This window comes from Roseibium sp. MB-4 (assembly GCF_053005265.1).
The window spans coordinates 1061006-1084649 of sequence record NZ_JBRKQB010000002.1; the positions used below are offsets into that span (position 1 = coordinate 1061006).

At 56.9% G+C, this 23644-nt stretch carries 23 protein-coding genes; 6 read left to right on the top strand and 17 right to left on the bottom strand.

Annotated features, from left to right (window positions below):
- Positions 1–3: 3 nt before the first annotated feature.
- The 7 genes from ACVDG4_RS16090 to ACVDG4_RS16120 all read right to left on the bottom strand — a co-directional run bounded on the left by ACVDG4_RS16090 (position 4) and on the right by ACVDG4_RS16120 (position 7154).
- Positions 4–1218, bottom strand: a complete 1215-nt coding sequence (locus ACVDG4_RS16090) for a formate dehydrogenase subunit gamma (RefSeq protein WP_209174688.1) — start codon at positions 1216–1218, stop codon at positions 4–6.
- Between the two features lie 137 nt (positions 1219–1355).
- Positions 1356–1964: a formate dehydrogenase FDH3 subunit beta gene (gene fdh3B / locus ACVDG4_RS16095; RefSeq protein WP_040450988.1), complete on the bottom strand. Its 609-nt coding sequence runs from the start codon at positions 1962–1964 to the stop codon at positions 1356–1358.
- A 12-nt stretch (positions 1965–1976) separates the two neighbouring features.
- Positions 1977–4871: a molybdopterin-dependent oxidoreductase gene (locus ACVDG4_RS16100; protein WP_447235824.1), complete on the bottom strand. Its 2895-nt coding sequence runs from the start codon at positions 4869–4871 to the stop codon at positions 1977–1979.
- A 104-nt stretch (positions 4872–4975) separates the two neighbouring features.
- A complete protein-coding gene (locus ACVDG4_RS16105; protein WP_008190930.1) occupies positions 4976–5176 on the bottom strand; it encodes a hypothetical protein in 201 nt (66 codons plus the stop codon).
- A gap of 92 nt (positions 5177–5268) precedes the next feature.
- The gene (locus ACVDG4_RS16110; protein ID WP_133951684.1) at positions 5269–5877 is read right to left on the bottom strand and encodes a TorD/DmsD family molecular chaperone; all 609 of its coding nucleotides are present in this window, start codon (positions 5875–5877) and stop codon (positions 5269–5271) included.
- A 57-nt stretch (positions 5878–5934) separates the two neighbouring features.
- A complete protein-coding gene (locus ACVDG4_RS16115; RefSeq protein ID WP_409694157.1) occupies positions 5935–6612 on the bottom strand; it encodes a DUF3306 domain-containing protein in 678 nt (225 codons plus the stop codon).
- Entirely contained in the window at positions 6609–7154 is a 546-nt protein-coding gene (locus ACVDG4_RS16120) for a DUF3305 domain-containing protein (protein ID WP_209174690.1), read from the bottom strand. The genes ACVDG4_RS16115 and ACVDG4_RS16120 overlap by 4 nt, the downstream gene beginning before the upstream one ends.
- Before the next feature lie 220 nt (positions 7155–7374).
- Here ACVDG4_RS16120 and ACVDG4_RS16125 point away from each other — a divergent pair, with 220 nt between their 5' ends.
- Positions 7375–9333: a 4Fe-4S binding protein gene (locus ACVDG4_RS16125; RefSeq protein ID WP_447235825.1), complete on the top strand. Its 1959-nt coding sequence runs from the start codon at positions 7375–7377 to the stop codon at positions 9331–9333.
- Between the two features lie 16 nt (positions 9334–9349).
- Here the strand turns inward: ACVDG4_RS16125 and ACVDG4_RS16130 are convergent, their stop codons facing one another.
- On the bottom strand, positions 9350–10063 hold the full coding sequence (locus tag ACVDG4_RS16130) for a c-type cytochrome (protein ID WP_447235826.1): 714 nt from the start codon (positions 10061–10063) through the stop codon (positions 9350–9352).
- Between the two features lie 138 nt (positions 10064–10201).
- Here ACVDG4_RS16130 and ACVDG4_RS16135 point away from each other — a divergent pair, with 138 nt between their 5' ends.
- The 4 genes from ACVDG4_RS16135 to ACVDG4_RS16150 are packed head-to-tail and all read left to right on the top strand — an operon-like array spanning position 10202 to position 12717.
- A complete protein-coding gene (locus ACVDG4_RS16135) occupies positions 10202–10390 on the top strand; it encodes a DUF6494 family protein (RefSeq protein WP_008193496.1) in 189 nt (62 codons plus the stop codon).
- Between the two features lie 7 nt (positions 10391–10397).
- The gene (locus ACVDG4_RS16140; RefSeq protein ID WP_447235827.1) at positions 10398–11534 is read left to right on the top strand and encodes an Mrp/NBP35 family ATP-binding protein; all 1137 of its coding nucleotides are present in this window, start codon (positions 10398–10400) and stop codon (positions 11532–11534) included.
- Positions 11531–12238: a biotin/lipoate--protein ligase family protein gene (locus ACVDG4_RS16145; RefSeq protein ID WP_306147683.1), complete on the top strand. Its 708-nt coding sequence runs from the start codon at positions 11531–11533 to the stop codon at positions 12236–12238. Before ACVDG4_RS16140 ends, ACVDG4_RS16145 begins: the two co-directional genes overlap by 4 nt.
- Positions 12235–12717, top strand: a complete 483-nt coding sequence (locus tag ACVDG4_RS16150; RefSeq protein WP_447235828.1) for a DUF6505 family protein — start codon at positions 12235–12237, stop codon at positions 12715–12717. Before ACVDG4_RS16145 ends, ACVDG4_RS16150 begins: the two co-directional genes overlap by 4 nt.
- 75 nt (positions 12718–12792) lie before the next feature.
- On the opposite strand, the gene ACVDG4_RS16155 is transcribed toward ACVDG4_RS16150, so the two are convergent.
- The 7 genes from ACVDG4_RS16155 to ACVDG4_RS16185 all read right to left on the bottom strand — a co-directional run bounded on the left by ACVDG4_RS16155 (position 12793) and on the right by ACVDG4_RS16185 (position 20727).
- Entirely contained in the window at positions 12793–13938 is a 1146-nt protein-coding gene (locus ACVDG4_RS16155; RefSeq protein WP_447235829.1) for an iron-containing alcohol dehydrogenase, read from the bottom strand.
- Position 13939: 1 nt separating this feature from the next.
- A complete protein-coding gene (locus ACVDG4_RS16160) occupies positions 13940–15325 on the bottom strand; it encodes an aldehyde dehydrogenase family protein (protein ID WP_447235830.1) in 1386 nt (461 codons plus the stop codon).
- 2 nt (positions 15326–15327) lie between these two features.
- The gene (locus ACVDG4_RS16165; RefSeq protein WP_447235831.1) at positions 15328–16695 is read right to left on the bottom strand and encodes a glutamine synthetase family protein; all 1368 of its coding nucleotides are present in this window, start codon (positions 16693–16695) and stop codon (positions 15328–15330) included.
- 139 nt (positions 16696–16834) lie between these two features.
- A complete protein-coding gene (locus ACVDG4_RS16170; protein ID WP_055670853.1) occupies positions 16835–17884 on the bottom strand; it encodes a TRAP transporter substrate-binding protein in 1050 nt (349 codons plus the stop codon).
- Between the two features lie 119 nt (positions 17885–18003).
- The gene (locus tag ACVDG4_RS16175; RefSeq protein ID WP_209174697.1) at positions 18004–19344 is read right to left on the bottom strand and encodes a TRAP transporter large permease; all 1341 of its coding nucleotides are present in this window, start codon (positions 19342–19344) and stop codon (positions 18004–18006) included.
- Positions 19344–19940, bottom strand: coding sequence for a TRAP transporter small permease subunit (locus ACVDG4_RS16180; RefSeq protein ID WP_447235832.1), 597 nt, complete (start codon positions 19938–19940; stop codon positions 19344–19346). The genes ACVDG4_RS16175 and ACVDG4_RS16180 overlap by 1 nt, the downstream gene beginning before the upstream one ends.
- Entirely contained in the window at positions 19933–20727 is a 795-nt protein-coding gene (locus ACVDG4_RS16185) for an N-formylglutamate amidohydrolase (RefSeq protein WP_306147689.1), read from the bottom strand. The genes ACVDG4_RS16180 and ACVDG4_RS16185 overlap by 8 nt, the downstream gene beginning before the upstream one ends.
- A 145-nt stretch (positions 20728–20872) precedes the next feature.
- On the opposite strand from ACVDG4_RS16185, the gene ACVDG4_RS16190 reads away from it, so the two are divergent.
- Entirely contained in the window at positions 20873–21742 is an 870-nt protein-coding gene (locus tag ACVDG4_RS16190; RefSeq protein ID WP_420339829.1) for a MurR/RpiR family transcriptional regulator, read from the top strand.
- A gap of 3 nt (positions 21743–21745) precedes the next feature.
- Here the strand turns inward: ACVDG4_RS16190 and ACVDG4_RS16195 are convergent, their stop codons facing one another.
- The gene (locus tag ACVDG4_RS16195) at positions 21746–22186 is read right to left on the bottom strand and encodes a hydrogenase maturation protease (protein ID WP_447235833.1); all 441 of its coding nucleotides are present in this window, start codon (positions 22184–22186) and stop codon (positions 21746–21748) included.
- 10 nt (positions 22187–22196) lie between these two features.
- Positions 22197–23639: a Ni/Fe hydrogenase subunit alpha gene (locus tag ACVDG4_RS16200; RefSeq protein ID WP_447235834.1), complete on the bottom strand. Its 1443-nt coding sequence runs from the start codon at positions 23637–23639 to the stop codon at positions 22197–22199.
- Positions 23640–23644 lie beyond the last annotated feature (5 nt).

The window sequence follows — 23644 nt, forward strand, 5'->3', positions numbered from 1 at the left end:
CGACTATTCAGCAGGGACAGCGTTTTTGGCTTCCCGGTCTTTTTCGGCGGCTTCGACTTCCGCAACCCAAAGTCCGTGGTGCTCCTTCGCCCACTGCAGCTCGACCTCTCCCGAGCCCATGGCGTCGTAGGCACCTTCCATACCCACCGACCCGATATAGATGTGAGCCAGAATGATCGCCATCATCAGGAATGCGACAATGGAGTGCCAAAGCTGGGCGTACTGCATTTCCTCATGTGGCGCGAGCTGGGTCGGCAACTCTCCAAATCCAATGAGTTGTGGCAATCCCGTCGAGTTCAGCACGTTGAATGTTGCCGCAAACATTGGATATTCAAACGGGAAGAGCAGTGAAATACCGGACGCTGAAATAGACGCACCCAGAACAATGACGCTCCAGAAAATCATCTTCTGACCGAAATTGAACTTCTTGGCCGGTGGGTGCACACCTTTTTTGAGGAGCCCGCCCCCAACTGCAATCCATTTCAGATCAGTCTTGTTGGGGATGTTGTGGACCACCCACATCACAAACACCATCACCAAGGCGATCATGAACGCCCAGGACACGTTGTTGTGGATCCATTTCGAGGCCTGCGCGATCGGGGCAAATGCGTCGTGGCCGATCAGCGGGATAATGGCCATCCGGCCGAACAAGGTGATCAGACCGGTGATGCCAAGCAGGATGAACGAGCCGGCGAGTAGCCAGTGGCCAAACCGCTCGACCGCCTTGAACCGGGTGATTGTCCGGCCGGTTTTCTCACCATCGATACGGATCCGGCCGCGAAGCAAATAGAACAGTGCCAGAAACCCGAGAGTTCCGAGCAGAAGATAGCCGCCGTAGGTGGCGAGCGGCCCCTGGCGGAACAACAGCCACCGCATGCCGCCGTCTTGCATGAGAACGGATGCCACTTGCCCGCCAGATGAAACAGTTACATCGGCAGACCCATAACGCAGTGCCCGCCAAAGCTCCGGGTCGGATGCCCCGCCGAGCGTCCCGAGTTGAGAACTCATGCTTGCAGCTGAATCCGGATCGCCGGTCGCGTTCCTGCGGAAGTCATAATCGACCTTCTCGCCGCGCTGGCGTTTCAGGATGTCTTCCAGAGTTTGTGCGCCGCCTGTCGCGGAGCGATCGACGTCAGCGCTTGGTGCCGCTGTGTCCTGCGCAAAGGCTTGCATCATGAAAGCAAACAGTACGGCAAATGCCAGCACGAAGCGGTTCATCTCTGGTTCCTCACCCAATTGTTCCCGTAGAGACAGGTGGGGCGGCAAACAGCCGCCCCACTCTTTTTTCTTTTGTCAGAAGGGCGTTTGATCGGCCGACCCAGAGTGCATCTGAGCCGGCATTGACCAACGTATCCTTAGCCGCCGTTTTGGCCGTATGCAGAGCCCCAGCCCCAGGCGCCGGAGCCGAAGCCGCGGGCGACCACACGCTCACGGTAGATGTTGGCGACAACGTCGCCATCACCTGCGAGCAGAGCTTTGGTCGAACACATTTCCGCGCAGATCGGCAGCTTGCCTTCCGCAATACGGTTGCGGCCGTATTTCGCGAATTCCGCTGTGGAATGGTTCTCTTCAGGGCCACCAGCACAGAAGGTACACTTGTCCATCTTGCCGCGCGATCCGAAGTTGCCCGCTTGCGGGAACTGCGGTGCGCCGAACGGACAGGCATAGAAGCAATAGCCGCAGCCAATGCAAAGGTCTTTCGAGTGAAGGACCACACCTTCTTCGTTCTGGTAGAAGCAGTCGACCGGGCACACCGCCATACATGGTGCGTCCGAACAGTGCATGCAGGCAACGGAGATCGACCGTTCCCCCGGCTTACCATCATTGATGGTCACAACCCGGCGGCGGTTGATGCCCCACGGCACCTCATGCTCGTTTTTACAGGCGGTCACACAGGCATTGCATTCAATGCAACGCTCAGCGTCACAGAGGAACTTAGCCCTCGCTTGTCCACCAAGTGCCATTGCGTTTCCTCCTTACGCTGCCGAGATCTTGCAGAGAGTGGCTTTGGTCTCCTGCATCTGGGTAACGGAGTCGTAGCCGTAGGTTTGAGCCGTATTCGTGCTCTCGCCGAGAACATACGGGTCGGCCCCTTTTGGATATTTCGACCGCTGGTCTTCGCCTTGATAATGACCACCGAAGTGGAACGGCATGAAGGCAACGCCTTCGCCGACCCGCTCGGTCACCATTGCCATGACCTTAACCTTGCCGCCTTCCGGACCTTCGACCCAGACCTGCGCGCCGTCCCGAATACCAATGTTGTTGGCATCACGTGGATTGATTTCGACGAACATGTCCTGCTGAAGTTCGGCAAGCCACGGGTTCGACCGTGTCTCATCACCACCGCCTTCATACTCGACCAGACGACCGGAGGTCAGGATGATCGGGTAGTCGCGGGAGAAGTCCTGCTTCTGGATCGACGCGTAAAGCGTCGGCAGACGGTAGAACTTGCGGTCTTCGTAGGTCGGGTAATCCGCCACGAGATCCCTGCGATTGGTGTAGAGCGGCTCGCGGTGAAGCGGAACCGGGTCCGGGAAGGTCCATACAACAGCACGAGCCTTCGCGTTGCCGAACGGTGAGCAGCCATGCTTGATGGCCACCCGCTGGATGCCGCCGGAAAGGTCGGTCTTCCAGTTGGTTTTCGGTCCGGCGACGGCATCAATCGCTGCATGCTCTTCATCGGTCAGGTCACCGTCCCATCCAAGATCCATCAGCATCTGCATGGTGAATTCCGGATAGCCGTCCTGAATTTCCGCACCCGGATTGGAGACACCTTCGGCCAGAAGGTTCTGACCATCACGCTCGACACCGAAACGTGCCCGGAAGCTGAGACCGCCTTCGGCGACCGGCTTGGACATGTCGTAAAGGTTCGGCGTGCCCGGGTGTTTCATTTCTGCAGTACCCCAGCACGGCCACGGCATACCGTAGTAGTCACCATCCGCGGGACCGCCATTTGCCTGCAGCGTCGTCCTGTCGAACGTGTGCTGGTTGGCCATGTGCAGCTTGATCCGCTCTGGAGACTGACCAGTGTAGCCGACCGTCCACATACCGCGGTTAAACTCGCGGGTTGTGTCCTCGATGTTCGGCGTGATGCCGTCCTCCTCAAGGGCAATGTTGCGGAAGATCCGGTCATGGAAACCGAACTTCTTGGCAAACAGGCCAATGATTTCGTGGTCGGTCTTGGATTCGAACAACGGCTCAATCACCTGGTCGCGCCACTGGATGGAGCGGTTTGAGGCGGTGACAGATCCATAGGTTTCGAACTGTGTCGTTGCCGGGAGCAGGTAGACACCATCCGTCCGATCATGAAGCACGGCAGAGACGGTCGGGAACGGGTCAATGACGACCAGCGTATCCAGTTTCTCCATCGCGGTTTTCATTTCCGTCATGCGGGTCTGGGAGTTTGGAGCGTGGCCCCAAAGTACCATGGCCCGAACTTCGGCCGGCTGATCGGTGTTCGCCGGATCTTCCAGAACCCCGTCGATCCAGCGGCTGACTGGAATACCGGTGAGGTTCATGAGGTTCTTTTCTTTACCGTCAGCGCCGGTCGTCTTAGCGAACTGCCCTTTCAGCCAATCAAGATCCTCGCCCCAGACACGGGACCAGTGCCCCCAAGCACCCGCGCTCAGGCCATAGTAGCCAGGCAGGGTGTGTGACAGAACGCCAAGGTCGGTTGCACCCTGAACGTTGTCGTGACCGCGGAAGATGTTGGTGCCGCCACCGGTTGTGCCCATGTTGCCAAGAGCCAACTGCAGCACGCAGTAAGCGCGCGTGTTGTTGTTACCGTTGGTGTGCTGTGTTCCACCCATGCACCAGATCACGGTGCCTGGTCGGTTGTTTGCAAGCGTCCGCGCCACGCGTTTCAGCTGGCTGCCCGGAGTGCCGGTGACACGCTCAACTTCGTCCGGCGTCCACCGGGCGACTTCTTCCTTGATCTGGTCCATGCCCCAGACACGGGTCCGGATGAACTCTTTGTCCTCCCAGCCATTGTCGAAGATATGCCAGAGGATGCCCCAGATGAGCGCCACGTCCGAACCTGGACGGAAACGGACATACTCGTCTGCATGAGCAGCGGTGCGGGTAAAGCGCGGATCACAAACGATCAGCGGTGCGTTGTTCTGCTCCTTGGCGCGCAAGACGTGGAGCAAAGACACAGGATGCGCCTCAGCCGGGTTACCGCCAATGATAAAGATCGCACGGGAATTGTGGATGTCGTTGTAGCTGTTTGTCATGGCGCCGTAGCCCCATGTGTTTGCTACGCCGGCAACCGTGGTCGAGTGACAAATACGCGCCTGGTGATCAACGTTGTTGGTTCCCCAGTAGGCCGCGAATTTCCGGAACAGATAAGCCTGCTCATTGTTGTGCTTGGCCGAACCAAGCCAATAAACACTGTCCGGACCGCTTTCCTCGCGGATTTGCATCATCTGGTCGCCGATTTCGTTGATCGCCTGCTCCCAGCTGATCTTCTTCCACTCGCCGCCTTCCTTTTTCATCGGATATTTCAGGCGGCGTTCGCCGTGCGCATGCTCACGAACGGCAGCACCCTTGGCGCAGTGCGCACCGAGGTTGAATGGGCTGTCCCAACCCGGTTCCTGGCCGACCCAGACCCCGTTGGAAACTTCAGCCACAACTGTACAACCGACGGAGCAGTGTGTGCAGACCGTTTTCACGTTCTTCACGGCACCGGCGCCAGCTTGTGCTTTGGCTTGTGTTACAGAACCGCCCATGGCGGAGATGGCGGCCAATCCGCCAGCTGCGACACCGGATCCTTTAAGGAATGTCCGGCGGTCTACAGATTTATGTGCAGTGTCTCTAAGGATACTTGCACCTTGGGGGCGTCGCGCAACCCCATTGGTCTTTTTCCTAAGCATTTTGCCCTACCTTGCTGATACCCCATTTGGGTACGGCTGGGTGTGTCAGTGAACCGGCCATCGGGCGTCACGCAACCATCGGCCGGTGTGTTCACAGGGTCCAGTTAGAACCGGGCGCTGTCGTAATAGGCGCGGGTATGCACGGTGTCTTGCATCTTCTCAGAAGCAAGATCCGGCTCAGCGGCTTGCGCAGCTGTTCCCGTCGCGACCACAGCAGCTGCGGCCGGGGCCGAAATGGCCGCCAGTTTCAGGAAGTCACGGCGTCCGGCCTCAAGGCCTGCGCCCGACTGTTCGGGTCGTTTCATCGTTGCAATCCTCCTCTCATTCCAGGCGGCGGCGCCGCCTTAATTGCCAACGTGAATGTTAGATTTCCCAGCATCGCGTCATGCCGAAAGATCTAATTGGGCAGCATCTCGAATGCTTCTGCTTCGATCTCCATAAACTGCCGCCCGAGCGACCCGACGGCCGAATAAAGGACCGACGTCCTTGAGGCCTCCAAGTCACTGAAGAAATGCACAGCCCAAGGGCCTACATGTGCGTTGAAAAAGGACTTCTGGTCTGCGACCGAAGTGACCTTACCGAAGCGTCCAACGATCAGCCCACCCATGATTTCCATGAGCGATGCGATGTTGTCCTCCGGCTCTTTTTTGCCCTCTGCGCGCTGGATACCGCGCTCAGCCATCTCCTGCCGTAGGTTTGCAAGAGGCTTTTCGTTCAAAAATCCTGTCAGGTAATGGCTCGCGTAGGGCAAGAGCTCGCCGCGTCCAAGGCCGATGAACAACGCGTTGAATTCGCGCTCGGCATCCTGTTCCGATGTCACCGAAGCAAGTTTTGCAAGGGTTTTGAGGGTCGTGCCCAGCGGGGTGTCGTCGCCCGAAAGCGCAGCAATTTGCCTAAGGAGGTCGTTGTCCGCCGGTTTTGCCAGCAATACCCCCAAAAAATTATATAAGTCTGCTCTCGCCTGGTCTTCCGGGTCGATCACATATTCCGTAACAACAGCGGCCATGCGCCGTCACCTCCCTCAAACGCAAAGAGTTTAGCTCCCACAAGTCGGGTTCGATATTCACGAATAGTCGAACCTCATTCGGCGAGGGCGTTGAGGCGGCTCTGCCTCGACATTGGTTGTATCACCCACCGAAGACTCAAACTCGTCACGTATTGGCATATCTTGCAACAACGCTTCTCCTTGCGTCAATTGCACAAGTGCTTCTTCATTTTCGCCACAATTATGCTGCTCTGCAGTATTTTCATCATCTTGCACTGCAGCAATTCTTTGATTTGCTTCGTCTGGCTCGACGATCGTTTCTGCCACCTCTTCGGCGATCTCGTCTTCCTCGCCTTCTACAAACCGTTCCACCATCCCTTTACCGACCTGATAGACGGTCTGGAGGTTAGAAACGACTGTTGCGGCATCAGTGAAGTCATCTGCGTAATCAACCAAGCCATCCAGGTTGGCGAGAACCGGATTGAGGCCCCAGAGCCTGCGCAGCGCACGCCGCTTCAGCCGCTCAGGAACCGCAGCTGACAAAAATTGGCTAAAGTCATCTTTTTCGGTGAGCGTATCGGGGTCCGGAAGGTTGAGTTCTTCGAGGATCTCAGCATCGCTTTTGGTTTCAAGCTCGGCCCGTTCCTTTGCGACCTCCGCTTCTTCTACCTGAACACGTTCCAGTTCTTCGGACCGCTGCACCGCCGCTTTTCGCCGCGACCAGAAATCCATCCCCGCTTTTTCATCGCCGGTCATTGCAAGGTGTCCTTTGGCTTGCGCCGCGGAGAGCGGTAGACATCCGTCATCTGGCGAATGCGGGGGTCGCCAATTCCTTCTTCTTGCAGATCGACCCGCTTTTTATCTCGACGGCGCTTGATAAAGATTTCGTCCTCATGATGGGTCTCGGCAAACTCTCGCACCCATGCGATCAGGCCCGGCGGCATCGGAACCTTTTCAACGAGAACGTCGCTCGTATCCGCATAGTCTTGCCCTTCGTAAGCTGACGCAGTGATCAGCATCACCTCCATGGGGACGTCCCGGTCCAGCTCTTCGGCGGGCCGCATCACGACATAAAGCGAGGGCGTTTTGTCAGAGAGCGCGGTGAGATAGGCCTCGGTTTCGGCGCGGTGCAGCTCAAGGGGAAGGGTGGCCGCATGGTACTCGACTGCGTCTCCTTCCTTGCGCAGCACTTGCCAGTCTGCATCACCTGCGCCTGGCAAAAGCGATACGGCACGCCAGGACCATTTCTGCCAGCGCGTCACGCCGGGCAAGCGGCGCACGACAATGCCAACCGGCATCGAACGGCTTCTTTCCGTATTCACAGGCGCGCATCCTCCAGATATCCGGTCCGGCCGGAAATTTTATTTTTGCCCATGCTGACGCAACATCTGGAAATTTCAAGTCCTTACAAAGGCCACTTGACGGAAAGACACCTTCGCCCTTGATTAGAAACTGATGAGCCAATTTCCTGCGCGGGAGACGCTGAAATGGCATCACGGGGGAGAGGACGCGCGCTCGATGACAGAAGCGAAGCTGCTGCTGTGCGACTGCTTGAAAAGCCAGTCGATTAACGCAGAAGAGATTGAAAAATATACTGGGCTGGCTTGCTCGAAAGTCCATACAGCCCTGTGTCACACGGAAGCTCCAGCGGCCGAATCAGAGTTGCAAAGCGGCGACGTCGTCATTGCCTGCGCTCAAGAACGAACGTTCTTCGAAGAGCTCGCGCAAGATCTTGAAGTAAATGACCCGCATTTTATCGACATCCGCGACCGTGCGGGGTGGACCTCGAGCGATGTTGAACCAACGGCAAAAATGGCAGCGCTCATCGCTGAGGCCATGTTGCCGGATCCGGGTGAACGCGTCGTTGACGTTTCGTCCGAAGGGACTTGCTTACTGCTCGGTGAGCCGGACATCGCGTTTGATGCGGCCAAGCTTCTTTGTGACACACTGAGTGTGACTGTTCTGGTCACCCCCGATGTCGAGCTACCGGTTACTGACGATCGCCGCTTTGATGTCGTGCGCGGTCACATCAAATCGGCAACCGGTGCCCTCGGCGGATTTCAAGTCGCTTTCGATGCTCTGCAGGAACGCATTCCAGGTGGCCGGGGCGCATTCAACTGGACAGAACCGACAGGCGGCGGCCAGAGCGCGTGTGACATCATCGTAGACCTGCGCAGGGATGCACCGCTGTTTCCCGCCGCTGATAAGCGCGAGGGGTATCTTCGCGCGGATCCCGGCAACAAGGATGCTTATTCGAAGGTTATCCTGGAAGCATCTCAACTCATCGGGACGTTCGAAAAACCAATCTACGTAAAGGTCAACGAAGACCTTTGTGCGCACTCCAGAGCACAGAAAACCGGATGCAACCGCTGCCTGAACCTTTGCCCAACCGGCGCAATCACTCCCGCTGGTGATCACATCACCATTGACCCAATGGTGTGCGCGGGCTGCGGGATGTGCTCAGCGGTGTGTCCGTCTGGCGCTGTTTCCTATGACGCTCCGACACCGCAACACGTCTTCAAGCGGATTGAGACGCTTTCAACGACCTGGCGAAAGGCGTCAAACGAGCCTCCACGCCTGCTGGTTCATGATGCGGCCTACGGTCTCGAAATAATCCAACTGTCGGCCCGATACGGCAAAGGCCTGCCGATTGACGTTATTCCGCTGGAAGTATCGGCATTGGCCGCTTTCGGCCACGCAGAGGCTCTTGCAGCCCTTGGATGCGGATTCGCTGCAGTCGACATCCTTGTGTCACCCCAGACAGAACAGGACGGTCTCCCCTTCCAGGTCGATCTCGCAAATGCCATTTCAGGAAACAACCAGATTCGATTGCTCGAACCAACGGATCCGGATGATTTGGAAGCCGCCCTCTATGAAGAGGCGGAGCGGACAGCAAACGAGGCCCCAATCCTTCCGCTTGGATCCCGCCGGCAGGTGACGCGCCTTGCCGCGAAGACCTTGAATGCACCGGACGCCGTGCTGGAACTTCCTGCCGGAGCCCCCTACGGCGCCGTTGCCATGAACAAAGACGCTTGCACATTGTGCCTTTCGTGCGTGTCCTTGTGCCCCTCTGGTGCCCTTAAGGAAAACCCTGATCAACCGCAACTTCGCTTCCAGGAAGACGCCTGTTTGCAATGTGGCATCTGCACAAACATCTGCCCGGAAAGCGCACTTTCCCTGGTTCCCCAGCTGAACTTGAGCGACGCGGCTTTGACACCGATTGTGCTGAAAGAGGAAGAACCGTTTGAGTGCATCGAATGCGGCAAACCGTTTGGAGTTCGCTCAACAGTCGAACGGATCATGGGGCAGCTCGCCGGCAAGCATTCCATGTTCAAAGATGGCGGGGCCGCCCGGATGATCCAGATGTGTGACGATTGCCGGGTCAATGCGGCTTACCACAGCGAGAACAATCCGTTTGAATCCAACGAACGCCCGCGGGTTCGAACCACCGACGACTATATCAGGCGCGACCATTGACCGTGCCTGATCAGGATCACTGGTACTGGAGCGGCGCGCCCAAATCGGCCGGCGGGATGCGTGAGACAAAGGCGAGGATGGCATCCAGATCGTCCAGCGTCATTTCGACCGGGACGATCGGCGGCGGCCGTGTTTCATCGAACGGCTCCGTTACGTCTTCGATCAGCGTGAATGACGGGTGCGGATTGAGCGCGAAAAACGCCTCGAAGCGCGGCTTCCAGTCGGCGAGCGTTCGAAGAATCGCAAAAGACGGAGTAGAGCCGATGCCCGCCATGCGCGTTGCGGCATTAACCCGGTGGCACCGCCCGCAATGCACCACGGCGAGCTTTTCGCCTTTTCCCGCATCTCCGGCGATCAGTCCGTCGTCAACTTCCTTTGCGATAGGAGCTGCAGCGGTAAACGCAAAGCCATCCTTAGCCGGAAAACCATCAATGGTTCGCCGGCCGACATCGCCGGTAAGCCACTCCATAAATCTTTTGGTACCGCCCGTTTCCTGCTCGACAGTTGCGTACCATGTGCGGTCCAACCCTTCGAATACTGGTGTTCCGCCTTCCTCATCCAATAGCCGCACTTCGGCTGGATCCTCAGGCGAAACCAGTTCGATCCGCGTATTTGTTTTCAAGGAAAATCGGGGCAGCAGGTATTTAAGGAAACCGCTGTCGTTGAGATCTTGCGGCACGCTGAGCCGAAACGGCTCCGCAGAACGCACAGCAATAACAGACGCGCTCATCCAGATGCACGCAAACACGAATATCAATAGTTTCCGGCAGGCCACGCGCTCCTCCTTCACGCAGCTGACATCAGTCTATAAGCGTAGAAGCGAAGATGCCGATACGTCAATGCATGTCAAAACAACGGGGAGGTCCAAATGAACGACGACTTTAACATGTCCATGCGCAAATTCCTGAAACAGGTCGGGGTCACATCCCAACAAGCCATTGAAAATGCAGTTCGCGAAGCTGGCGCACCTGAAGGCAAAAGCTTTAACGTAAAGGCCGTGATCGTGATCGAGGAACTCGGTCTTGAGCATGTCGTTGAAGGCGAAATCAAGGGGTAAGGCGGACGTGTCCCTTTCACGCGAAACTGTTATTGAAACACTCAAGGCGATCGTGGATCCGGCAACCGGGGAAGACCTCCCGGCAACAGGCATGATCCGCGGCCTCAAGGTTGCTGATGGGACTGTGCGGTTCGTCCTTCAGATCGATCAAACCCGTGTTGATGAGATGGAACGGCTCCGTGAGGACGCCGTCCAGCGGCTCGAAGCCTTGCCGGACTGCTCGTCTGCGCAAGTGATCCTGACATCGCATTCCGACCAACCAATCACACCAGCCGCGGCACCTGCTGCCCCAATCCCTAAGGCAGGTCCTGGAGAGCTGAAGCCGATCAAACCGATCCCGGTCGCACCTGGCACTTCCGGACCGCAGCATGTGCCGGGCATCAAAAAGATCATCGCGATTGCGTCCGGTAAGGGTGGCGTTGGAAAATCGACTGTTGCCTCAAACCTTGCCTGTGCTCTGGCAGCGCAGGGTCTAAAGGTCGGTCTTCTGGATGCGGACGTTTACGGTCCGTCACAACCGGAAATGCTCGGCATAATAGGACGACCGTCTTCACCGGATGGCCAGACCATTTTGCCACTTCGTAACCACGGCGTGACACTGATGTCGATCGGCCTGATGACATCTGGCGACAAGGCTGTTGTCTGGCGGGGGCCCATGCTGATGGGCGCTTTGCAACAGATGATGACCCAGGTTCAATGGGGTGCCCTGGATGTCCTGATTGTCGATCTGCCACCTGGAACCGGCGACGTCCAAATGACATTGTCGCAGAAGTTCATTGTCGACGGCGCAGTGATTGTCTCCACTCCGCAGGACATTGCCTTGCTGGATGCGCGCAAGGGCATCGACATGTTCCAGGAAATGAAAGTGCCGATCCTTGGCATGGTGGAGAACATGTCGACGCATATCTGTTCGAAATGCGGAAACGAGGAGCATATCTTCGGTCATGGCGGCGTCGCCAAGGAGGCCGCAAACCTGCGGGTTCCAGTACTTGCGGAGATACCCTTGCACCTCAACATCCGCACTGCGGCAGATGGCGATACACCAGCCGTGATCAAGGCCCCAGATGCGCCGGAATCGGCAGCCTTCAAGAAGCTGGCGAGAGCAGTGACAGAACAGCTTGCCGCTCAGGAGAGCTCGGCGTGAACGATCTCCAATTCCCACCGCTCTTCCAGGGAGAAGCGGTCACCGGTACGGCTGACCCATTCGACCGGGCAATAGCCCTTGCTGTTGCGGGTACAGACCCCGGAACTGTTGTCTATAACCTTGGAGGTGGCACATTACGGGCAAGCCTGATCTTTGCTCCGGAAGTTCCGCTGGAAGAAGCGATGAGCATGCTGCCGGTCTGCGGACTAGGATTTCAGGCAGCTCTCGGCGCCCTCGCCCCGCCCGAGGTCGCGGTTCATCTGGATTGGGCTGGCGGCATTCGGGTAAACGGGGCCACCTGCGGGCGTTTTCGCGTACGCGCGTCTGGAACAGACCCGGCCGAAACACCGGACTGGCTGATCATTGGCCTGGAGCTCAATGTTCAAATCCTTGAGGGAAATCCAGGCAACGATCCAGACAGGACATCTCTGATTGAAGAGGGCTGCGGCGAAGTTGAACCCGAACGCCTTCTGGAAAGCTGGGTTCGCCACACGCTTTACTGGATCAACCGATGGCAGGAAGACGGTCCTCGTCCGGTGCATGCAGAATGGCGCGGCCTTGCAAAAAACCTCGGCGAGGACATCGATTTCAACGGTGAAACCGGGACATTTGTTGGCGTTGATGAGTTTTTCGGTATGTTGATGCGGACGGATGGTGAAACAAAGCTTGTTCCGCTGTCTACCCAACTTGAGGGATCAAAATGAAGCTTGCTCGCGCGATCCATCTCGATGAGAGCGACCAGAACGTTTATTTTTCGCCAGCAAGGACTGGCGAATGGTGCCTATCCGGCGGTTTTGAATTCTCGGATTGGACGGAGGCGGAGCTGACCGGCAAGGCCAGGCAGGCCTTTGTCAATGGCTGGCTCGGATTGGAAACCTTCGGCCGGGTGACCTTTGTGGCAGTTACTCCGATTGAGGAGCCGGAGTTCAACCAACTGGTGGACCGGCTGGCACAACACTTTGTCGACATCTATGGCGCCCCGTCTGTCGAGGCAGCAAGGGGCGTTGCGTCCGAAGAGCTGTCCTACATGGCCTCCATGTGCACAGAGCACGACGACAACACGCTCCTCGCCGTCCAGCGTGAACTCTCCGACGAAGGCCTCCGGGAGGGATTCTCGGCAATCAAGCCCCAGGCGGCAGAGCTCGACATGGTCGCCGTGCATGGAGACATGGGCGGGCACTAAGTTCTCTACAGTTCAAAAATAGAAAAGGGCGCCGGTTGGCGCCCTTTACGTGCTGATCGTTCGCTTATGTTAAGATCACATGATCTCTTCGAAAAGCGCCCGCGTGTTCTTTTCCGTCATCTCGATCGGGTTGCCGCCAGTGCTTGGATCGCGAAGAGCCGCCGCGGTCAGTTCCTCGATATTCGGATCCTTGACGCCGAGCTCGGTCAAGGTCTTCGGAATGTTCATCGAAGCGTTGAACTCGTCCACGAACGCGCAGAAGCCGTCAAAACCGCCTGAAATACCGAGATAGCCTGCCGCCTTGTCAAACCGATCCGCAATTGCGGACTTGTTGAACTGAAGAACGGCCGGCATGCACACGGCGTTGGTCGTGCCATGGTGGGTGTGGTGAACCGCGCCGATCGGATGGCTGAGTGCGTGAATGGCGCCGAGGCCCTTCTGGAACGCGGTCGCGCCCATGGCCGCGGCAGACATCATGTGTCCGCGCGCTTCCAGATCCGTGCCATCGGCGTAGGCCCGAGGCAGGTAGTCGACAACCAGACGCATGCCTTCCAGCGCAATACCCTGGCTCATCGGATGGTAGTGCGGGCTGGAATAGGCTTCCACACAGTGGGCAAAGGCATCAAGGCCGGTTCCTGCGGTCAGAAACTTCGGCATTCCGACCGTCAGTGCCGGATCACAGATCACCACGGACGGCAGCATCTTCGGGTGGAAGATGATTTTCTTTTCCGCCGTATCGACCTTGGTGATGATGCTGGCGCGGCCGACTTCCGATCCGGTCCCGGCGGTTGTCGGAACAGCAACGATCGGCGCGATCGCATCGGCATTTGCCCGGGTCCACCAGTCCCCTATGTCCTCAAAGTCCCAAAGCGGACGGGTCTGCCCCGCCATGAAGGCAATGACCTTGGCAAGATCCAGCCCGGAGCCGCCGCCAAAAGCAACAACCCCGTCATAACCACCATCCTGGTAGACCTTCACGCCTTCTGCGGCGTTCAGATCGGTCGGATTCGGGTCAACTTCTGAAAACAGGCCCCGGCCCAGACCTGCTGCATCCAGCAGGTCCAGGGTCTTGGTGGTGATGTCCATGCTTGCCAGACCTTTGTCCGTGACAAGCAGCGGCTTGGAGATACCGGACGCCTTACAGGCATCGGCGATTTCCGAAATACGTCCCGCGCCGAAGCGCATGGCGGTTGGATATGACCAATTGGCAGTCAGCACCATCTTATTGAGCTTTCTTGAGGTGATAGGATTTCGGACGTGTCAGATTGTGATAGCCGATAATGGACAGACCGCCGCCGCGGCCGGTGTCCTTGCAACCTGTCCAGCACAGCGCCGGATCCAGATAATCTGCACGATTGAGGAAGACGGTTCCGGTCTCGATCTGATCGCCGATGGCTTCCGCGCGGGCGACATCCCGGGTCCAGAGCGATGCTGTCAGACCGAAATCGCTGTCGTTCATCAGCTTGATGGCTTCGGCATCGTCTTTCACTTTCATGATGCCGACCACCGGGCCAAAACTCTCATCGCGCATGACCCGCATGGAATGATCCACATCGACGAGGATTTGCGGCATCAAGTAGGCGCCGCCATCATCTTCCGGGAACTTTGCAGGATCGATCAGGGCCTTGGCCCCATCTGCAATAGCTTCTTGCGTCTGGGCACGGACTTCTGCCGCGAAGCGGGCATGGGCCATCGGACCAAGGGTCGTTTCGGGGTCAAGCGGATTGCCGAGCTTGTAGCCTTCGACAATCTTTACCGCCTTTTCGACAAAGGCGTCATAGAGGCTCTCCACCACATAGATCCGCTCAATACCGCAGCAGCATTGACCAGCATTGAACATCGCCCCATCGATCAGTGTATCGACCGCTGCATCGAGATCCGCGTCTTCCATGACGTAGCCAGGGTCTTTACCGCCGAGCTCAAGGCCAACGCCGGTGAACGTTCCGGCTGCGGCCATTTCCATCGCCTGACCGCCCCCTACTGAGCCCGTGAAATTCACAAAACCAAAGGACTTTTCAGCAATCAGCGCAGAGGTTGTCGCGTGATCCAGAAATACATTCTGGAATACGTCTTCCGGAACGCCTGCTTCGTGGAAAGCCTTCGCCATGCGCTCGCCAACCAACAGCGTTTGAGAGGCATGTTTCAGAACAACAGAGTTCCCTGCGATCAACGCGGGTGCGACCGTATTGATCGCGGTCATGTAAGGGTAATTCCAAGGAGCTACGACAAGCACCACGCCATGGGGCACGCGCTTGATCATCCGCTTGAATGCCGCATCATCGGCAACTTCGATCGGCGCCAGTGCCTCGCCAGCAATCTCCGCCATGTAAGAGGCACGCTCTGTAAAGCCGCCAAACTCACCACCGTAGCGGACGGGACGGCCCATCTGATGGGCGAGTTCCGGAACGATCTCGTCGTTCATCTCACCGACCTTGGCAACTCCGGCGAGAACAAGAGAGATCCGGTCTTCCAGCGGACGTGCTTGCCAGGCGATCTGAGCGGTTTTTGCCCGCGCGACAGCCTCGCGGGCGTCGTCGGCGGACAAGACAGGGCGCTCCGCATAGACCGTACCGTCGATCGGAGAAATACAGGTTACTTTGCTTGTCATGTTTAGGCTCTTTCAAAACCCCGGGCGATTTCATAATCGGTAACAGCCCGGTCGAACTCTTCGATTTCCCATTCCGCTGCGCGGGCATAGTGGTCAATGACCGCGTCGGAGAAAGCTTCCCGCAGGAATTTTGATTTGCGCAATGTTTCGCGCGCATCCCGCAAGGTGTGCGGGATTTCCTTGGCTTTTTTTGCTTCATAGACGTCGCCGGATGTCGGCTTGTCGAGCGGCAGTTCATCCTCAATTCCCTTGAGACCGGCTGCGATCTGAACTGCGAGCGCCAAATATGGGTTCAGATCCGAACCGCCAATGCGGCACTCGATGCGCAGCGCTTTGGTCCCCTCGCCGCACAGCCGGAACCCGGCGGTGCGGTTGTCGACAGACCAGACCATCTTGGTCGGCGCGAAAGTCCCTTTTTGGAAGCGTTTGTAGCTGTTGATGTAAGGCGCCAGGAAGTAGGTGTAGTCGGGCGCATATTTGATAAGGCCAGCCAGATAATGCTGCATCAACGCAGACATTCCGTATTCACCATCAGGATCGCAAAAGACATTGTTTCCGTCTTTGTCGAACAGCGACTGGTGCACGTGAGATGAAGAGCCAACCTTGTCGCTCGCCCATTTCGGCAGGAACGTCGCTGACCGACCCTTTGCCCATGCGATTTCCTTTACCGCGTGCTTTGAAATCGTATGATACTCGGCGGTATCAAGAGCCGGTGCGTACTTGACATTGAGCTCTTCCTGACCGGCTTCGGCCTCACCCTTAGTATTCTCCACCGGAATTCCAGCGGCATAGAGACCGTTGCGGATCGGCCGCATCACGTCCTCTTCCTTCGTTGTTTGAAGGATGTGGTAGTCTTCGTTGTAGCCGGAGATCGGCTCCATATCCCGGTAACCGCTCTTGCGCAGCTCATCGAAGCTCTTCTCGAAAAGGAAGAACTCAAGTTCGGTTGCCATGATCGGTGTCAGGCCCAGGGCGTTCATGCGCGCAACCTGGGTCTTGAGCATCGCGCGCGGCGAGTGCGGCACTTCCTTGTGGGTGTGGTGATCAAGAACATCACAGATCACCATGGCCGTGCCTTCAAGCCACGGAATGCGGCGGATCGTTGAGAGATCCGGCTTCATGACGTAGTCGCCATAGCCGCCCGACCAACTGGTCGCGGCGTAGCCCTCCACGGTGTACATCTCTAGGTCCGTTGCCAGCAGGTAATTGCAGCAATGGGTTTCTTCGTAAGCGCTGTCCACGAAATGCTGGGCCAGAAAGCGTTTGCCCATCAACCGCCCCTGCATATCGACGATGCAAGCAAGAACTGTGTCGATCTCGCCCGATGTCACGAGTGATTTCAGGGCATCAAAGGTCAGATTTCCCGGCATGTTGTCTGGTCCCTATTTGGCGGTTTACGAGCGCTCTTATTTGAAAAAATTCCCGGTCCGGAGGGTTCTATTTTTCCGGACCGGTAGTTGCAAGAACCGGCCACCCCGAAGGGTGAGATGGCCGGTTCCAGGGCTTGCATTAGGTGTAGCGGTAAGGACGTCCAGCTTTCTGCATGTCCTGATTGTACTTCTTGAAGATCTCGACAACTTTCGCCTTTGTCGGAGACTCTGCAGCGATCTCATCCCAGAAGACCATGGCAGCGGCTTCAACTGTTGCCCACTCTTCATCCGGAATGGATGTCAGTTCCATCTTGGTGCCGTTGACGCGCAGGTTCGCTTCGCCGCCCCAATACCACCATTGGCGGTAATAGTGTGATGCATCCATGGCGAGCTGCAGCATCGTTTTCAGGTGATCCGGAAGCTCGTTCCAACGCTCTTGGTTGGCAAAGAACGAGCCTGCCCAAGCGCCAGAGATGTTGTTGGTCAGGAAGTAATTGGTAACGTCAGCCCAACCGACCGTGTAGTCTTCGGTGATGCCGGACCAGGCAATACCGTCGAGCTCACCGGTCTGAACCGCAACTTCAATATCTTCCCAAGGCAGGGTTACCGGAACAACGCCGAACTGTGCCATGAAGCGGCCGGCCGTCGGGAAGGTAAAGACGCGCTTGCCTTTCAGATCTTCCAGCGAGCGGATTGGATCTTTGGTGGCAAAGTGGCACGGGTCCCAAGCGCCAGCAGAGATGTGCTTGACGCCAACTTTGGCGTATTCTTCTTCCCAGATCTCCTTCAGGCCATACTGGTTGAAGAGCACCGGCACATCCAGGGAATACCGGGACGCAAACGGGAAGTAACCGCCGAAGACAGTGACTTCGGTCGGAGATGCCATGGAGTCATCGTCAGACTGCACCGCATCGATTGTTCCCTGTTGCATGGCACGGAAGAGTTCACCCGTCGGGACCAGCTGATCAGCGGTGTAGAGTTCGATCTCCATTTCACCGTTTGCTGCCTTGTTGAAGGCATCGATGTGCGGCTTGATCACGTGCTCGGCCAGCGCCGGGCCTGCATAGGTCTGAAGGCGCCACTTGATTGGTGTCTGGCCGTGAACGGCCGGTGCGGCCAGCGTTACGGCACCTGCGGCTGCAACAGTACCTGTCCCGGCTTTTTTGAGAAAATCACGTCTGTTCGTCATTACTGTTCCCCTAATTTTCGGTTCCAAGGTCAAGCGGTCCGTCCGTTTGCCGGATCTCATTTAACCGCACATTCAAATCCGTTTCCTCCGGATATATTGTTTTTGTCCCGCTCCGCGCATCATCGGCTGTAAACCAGTTCAGGCAGCCAAAGAGCGATTTGCGGGAAAGCCATGACAAGAGCCAGCGCAAGAGCCATCACCAGGACAAACGGGGTGATCGACCCGTAAATGTCCCGCATGGTGATGTCCTTGGGCGCCATTGCCCGCATCAGGAAGAGGTTGTAGCCAAACGGTGGCGTCATGTAGGCGATCTGTGTCGTGATCGTGTAAAGCACTCCGTACCAGATCAGCACCTGCCCGACCGGCATGCCCAGATCCAGTGTTGCCACCAGAGGCACATAAAGCGGCGCCACGATCACCAGCATTGCCGTGTCATCCAGAAACGTTCCCATGACCAGGAACGACAGCTGCATCAGGATCAGGATCATCCAGGGAGACAGGCCAAGCTGTTCGGTGAAGAGGTTTTCGATCGCTTTGACTGCGCCGAGCCCGTCAAAGACCGCGCCAAAGCCGAGAGCGGCCAGAATGATCCACATGAACATGCAGGAGATGCCGAGCGTGTTCCGCAGGCAGAGGATAAGGATGTCCATGGTCATGCGGCGTTTGATGATCGATGCAAGCAAGGCCGCCAGAGCACCGATCGCAGAGCTTTCGACAAGGCTGGTCCAGCCATTGACGAACGGCACCATCATCACCGCGAAAATGATCAGCGGAAGCAGTCCGGCCAGCAAAAGCCGATACTTTTCTTCCTTGGACGCTTCCCGCTCTTCAATCGTAAGGGCTGGGCCAAGATTGGGCTGAAGCTTACAGCGGACTGCGATGTAGACAATAAACATGGCCGCCATCATCAGGCCCGGGATGATACCGGCAAGCCAAAGCTGTCCGACTGGTGCCCGTGCAATCATCGCGTAGAGCACGAGGACAACGGAAGGCGGCACCAGAATGCCCAGCGATGACCCTGCCTGGATCACCCCCGTGACCATGCGCTTGTCGTACCCGCGTTTCAAGAGCTCCGGCAGAGCGATTGTCGCGCCAATCGCCATTCCGGCAACCGACAAACCGTTCATGGCTGAAATCAGAACCATGAGGAGGATCGTTCCAATGGCGAGTCCGCCGTTGAGCGGGCCCATCCAGACATGGAACATTTTGTAAAGATCGTCGGCGATCTTGGTCTCCGACAGGACGTAGCCCATGAAAATGAACATCGGCAGCGTCAGCAGCGGATACCATTTCATGAGCTTCATCGCCGCGGAAAACGGAATATCCTGGCCGCCGACACCCCACAGGCTAATGGCTGCGATGGCTGCAATACCGCCGATGGCTCCAAACACCCGCTGCCCGGTGAGCAGCATGAGCATCATCGATGAGAACATCAAAAGGGCGATCATCTCGTAAGACATCAGATGGTCTCTCCCCGGATGGTCGCAATATCCTTGATCAGCTCAGAAACGGTCTGCAGAAGCATCAGGAAAAAGCCGATACACATGGTCACCTTGATTGGCCAGAGAACCGGCCGCCACGCCGTCGGACTGCGTTCGATATAGCCCATGACCTCTCCGGCGGCAGCAGGCCCGTCGGTAAAGAAGGCGACGATCAGCTCCCAGTAGAACTCCGGAAACTCCCGACCGAAATAACCTAGGGAATAGGCTGTAGACCCAAGCGCCCCATAGAGGAGAACGCCAAGATAGAAGATCAAAAGAAGCACGGTGAAAGCATCGAACCAGGCCTTTTTCTTGATGCTCCACTCCGCATAAAACAGGTCCATACGGACATTCGACCCAAGCTGAACAGAATAGGGTCCGCCCAGAACGTAGTAGGCGACCATTGCAAACTGGGCCACTTCCAGGGTCCAAAGCGACGGATTGAAAAACGTCTTGGAGATCGAGGACCACAATAGGATCCCCGCCATGACAAAGACACCCCACATGATGACTTTGCCCAGACCGCGATTGAAACCGTCAACCGCGTGAACATACCAATGGGCGATCCTAGGCATGATCCGCAACCTCCTTCCGCAACACCGTTTTGGCAGCGGATTTCAACAAAGGTCCCAAGATGTCCGCCCAGTGCAGTTCCTCATTTGGCGTGCGCACTTCGTCGTTTCGGATTTCGATCATCAGGCACGGCAGCGACTTGTCTTCACCATGCCGCCTGACGGTGTAATAGACCCCATCTGAGGGCGCATAAGGCTCATTGTCGCCAACGGTCAGATCGCCACGTGCCTTCAACCCCGCCAACACAGGATCGGCCAGGCGGCGGTCGTTTTCGGAGATCAAACCGATTTCCCAGGGCCGAGACTCGCCTTTGTAGACCGGCGTATAGGTGTGGATGGACACCACTGCAGATGGCAGCCCCTTGTCCGCCCGAAGCGCAAGCACTTTGTCGATCGCATCGTGGAAGGGGCGATGAACCAGATTAATCCGGAATGTCCGCTCTTCGTCGGATAAATTTTTGTTTCCGGAGATCTCTGTCAGCTCACTCAAGCACGGCGTTAGATCTTCGCGTGTCTCTTCGCGATTACAGTCGATGACCAGACGGGAAACCGTCGTATAGATCAAAGGGGCATCAAGCGCCTTCGACAACGCCATCGCGACGCCGAGCGCGCCCGGATCCCATGAAATGTGCGCGGATTTCTCTTCATCCGACACACCAAGGCACTGATCGTAGGGAGCAGGAAAATGATTCGAAGCATGATCACACAAAAGGACCAGCTCACCGGCACCTTCTGCATTTACAACCTCTACAGCACGGGACATTCCGCCGTTTTGGTGGTTTGATCCCATTCATCCCCCCGGAAAAGCGCCTGCTTGTTTCTGTAATGTTTGTTACAGTATTGCCGACAAATTCAAACTCTGTAATATCTGATACACGAAATGCGGTTCTGTCAAACAGTTTTGATAGCTCCGCCAAAAATTGAGGCAGCAGCCCATGGAACGGCCACTTTTGGACGACATACGTGATCGGCTCGACGAGTTTACCGCGACCGAAAAGAAGGCGGCGCATGCCCTGATGGCAAATTATCCGGTGCAGGGATTGGGGACTGTTGCAGAGTTTGCAAAAGCCGCCGGGGTGAGCGCTCCGACCATTCTCAGGTTTGTGGCCCGGCTGGGGTTTCCAGGCTTCGCGGAATTCCAGAAAAAGCTGCGCAGCGAACTCGCCAATCAGCTGAACTCCCCGCTCGCGCGAAGCACCAGTCTTGCAAAGGACACAACGGGCGACCCGCATGTCGGGCAACTGATCGAGAACATCCGCGAGACATTCGACCATCTGCCAAAAGGCGAGCTTGACGGTCTTGTCAAATTATTGGCCGACGACCGCAAGACCGTTCACCTGATCGGTGGGCGGTTCACTGACGGCCTTGCAAGGTACATGGCAGCGCACTTGCGTATCGTGCGGCCGAACGTCGTTCATGTGGCCGGACAGCACGGGAACTGGCTCGACCAGTTGCTTGGGATTGGGCCAAAAGATGTTGTGCTGGTCTTCGACATCCGCCGGTACCAGGCAGAGATCATTCAGTTTGCAGAAGCTGCGGCCAAACAAGGGGCGACCGTTGCGCTGGTCACAGACAGCTGGATGTCCCCCATTGGCCGGATAGCCTCCTATGTGCTACCAGCCCGTGTCGCAGTTCCCTCGCCATGGGATTCATCCCTGGCGCTTATGGCTATTGCCGAAGTGTTGATTGCCGGGGTTACGAGGGAAAATCAGGACAAAGCAGAAGAACGGATGCGCGCCCTGGAGGCACTTCGCAATTCCCATGACCCCGCAACTGAGAGCCGGACCGATACACCGGACATCTAGAGCCTAAGGTGTAGACAGCTTTCCGGCCCAATCCAGGAAAAATGCCTGTGCCTTCGTGAGGTTGGCGGCAGCCTGATCTGAAAGGCCTTCCTTCACCTCACCGTATTCCACACCGGTTATCCCAAGTACAAATGCGGTCGGTGCCGCGCCATAAAGGGTTTCACACAAGGATAGGACGGTTTCGGGAACCAGACTGTGGCTGCCCAGAACTTCCGGCGCACCAGGTTTGATCTCGCGGAACGAAAAGGGCTCCGAGCTCCCAATCTCTGCGTCTGCAAACACGACAAGTTCATGTCCAGAGACATCAAAGGCGTGCTCTGCGACGAGCTGGTAGTCAGTATCGATGGTCCAGCACGTCAGGTCACGCGCTGCCATGCTTTCAGAAAACGCAGACCCAAGCCCATCGTCTCCCCGACCCGGATTGCCATATCCAATCAACAACATCCCAGCACCCTCATACCGACTGCGCTTTGCTATCGACCAACTCCCCGTCCGCGTTGAAAAGCTCCACCTGCAATGGCATCTGGCCCAGCGCATGAGTGGCACAGGAAAGGCATGGATCATAAGCCCGGATCGCAACTTCGACATGGTTGAGCATGCCCTCTGTGATCTGGTCATGACCACTTAAGTGTTTGACGGCGACATCCTTGACCGCCCTATTCATGCCCTCGTTGTTGTGTGTCGTTGACACGATCAGATTGCAGTAGGTGACCTGATCGTTTTCATCGACTTGATAATGATGAATGAGGTTTCCGCGCGGCGCTTCGATGACGCCAATCCCCTCGCCGCGCCGGTCCCCGGTCACAACCAAATCGTCTCCTTGAAGGTCTGGGTCGTTGAGCAGTTCGCGGATCTTCTCAACGCAATGCACGACTTCGATCATCCGGGCCCAGTGATTTGCGAGCGTCGAATTGTTTGGGCGGCCATCCGTGACGGTTTTAAGCTCTTCCAGTGCCGCGTTGGCAATTGGCGTATCTATGAAGCTCGCCGTATTCATACGCGCCAGCGGACCGACCCGGTACCATCCAACGTCCGGCCCTAATTCCTTAATGAAGGGAAACTTCATATAGGACCAGGACCGCACATCCTCGATCAGACGCTCATGATACTGCGTATAAGGCAATTGATCGAAGATCTCGTCCCCGGTCGAATTAAATGCGCGGAGGTTGCCATGGTAGAGATCAAGCGCACCATCTCCCTCACGTACGAGAGACATGTAGTTCGACGGAAATGATCCGAACTCGGCAACCAGATCCTCATGTTCAAGCGTGTAGTCTCTGGCAAGCTTGACCGCGTCCTGTGCCCATTCGAGCATCTCATCAATCGTGCTCAGAAAATGATCGCGTCTTTCGATCGGAAGATTGCGGTTGATGCCCCCAGGGATAGCGCCGGTTCCATGGATCTTCTTGCCCGCCGTCGCCTCGATGATCTCCTGACCGTATTTGCGCATCACGACGGCGCGTTTGCCGAGCTCTGGCTGTTCCTTGATCACTTCGAAGATGTTGCGTTTCTCGGCAGGAGCCCCAAACCCGAACAACAGGTCTGGCGCCGCCAAATGGAAGAAGTGCAGGACGTGGCTCTGCATGACCTGTCCGTAGTGCATCAACCGCCGCATTTTTTCAGCTGTCGGTGTCAACTGATCGACGCCCACGATCATGTCCATGGCCTTGGCGGCCGCCAGGTGGTGGCTGACCGGGCAAATACCGCACAGGCGCTGCACGATGACTGGGACTTCCCACATGAGGCGCCCACGAATGAACCGTTCGAAACCACGGAATTCGACAATATGCAGCCTGGCCTCATCCACTTCGTTTTCCGAGTTGAGGTGAATGGTAACTTTCCCATGCCCTTCGACACGGGTGACCGGCGAGATTTCAATCAGTCTGGGTTCGCCCATATACT